The following is an 854-nucleotide window of genomic DNA, read 5'->3' as shown; positions in this document are numbered from 1 at the left end:
ATAAGAGAGCAGCTGCGCTGGGCAAAAGTGTGAGTGGAAAGTGATATTGTCCTTGCCTTGGAAATAATAGGAATTGGTTTCCGGATACAACCAGAACTGCTTCCACGCGTCCTGATCGCCGGTGCGCTGTGCCCACTCAAACGAGGCAGACAAGTAGCCGATCACAGCATCAAACCACACGTAGAGCTTTTTCGCGTTGTTGTTTTTCCAGCCCTCAATCGGTACAGGAACGCCCCAGTCAATATCGTGGGTCATTGCACGCGGGAGCATATACGCCAGCAGATTCTGCGAAAACTTCAGCACGTTCGGGCGCCAGCCTTCTCGGGTTGATAGCCAGGTACGCAATGCGTCGGCAAGCGCCGGCAGGTCCAACAAGAAGTGTTCGGTCTCGCGGAAAACCGGGGTTTCGCCGTTGATCTTAGAAACAGGATCAATCAAATCAGCGGGATCGAGTTGGTTACCGCAGTTATCACACTGGTCGCCGCGAGCACCATCGGCGTTGCAAATCGGACAGGTTCCTTCAATATAACGGTCCGGCAAAGTACGTCCCGTCGACGGCGAAACCGCCCCCATGGTGGTTTCCTTCACCATGTAGCCGTTGTTATATAAACCTTTAAATAGTTCCTGCACCGTCGCATAGTGAGTCCGGGTAACTGTACGGGTAAACCAGTCATAGGACAGGCCCAGACCACGCCACTCTTCGCCTATCTGCCGGTTATCGCGGTCAGCCAACTCACGCCCGGAGACGCCTTCTTTATCAGCTTGCACCAACAGCGGAGTGCCGTGTTCATCAGTGCCTGAAACCATCAGGACATTGTTGCCACGCATTCGCTGAAAGCGCGCGAATACATCGG

The 854-nt window shown here is 53.9% G+C and carries 1 protein-coding gene; it reads right to left on the bottom strand.

Features of this window, described 5'->3' with window-relative positions; genetic code table 11:
- Window positions 1-854 (bottom strand): methionine--tRNA ligase (locus D8M21_RS11220; protein WP_148110452.1); only part of this gene is annotated, 854 nt, incomplete at both ends.

It is taken from the genome of Kocuria sp. HSID16901 (assembly GCF_003989425.1).
In the GTDB taxonomy this organism is placed as follows: Bacteria; Actinomycetota; Actinomycetes; order Actinomycetales; family Micrococcaceae; genus Rothia; species Rothia massiliensis.
Note: the sequence above shows the minus strand (reverse complement) of the source record. Positions and strands in the feature narration are given on the sequence as shown.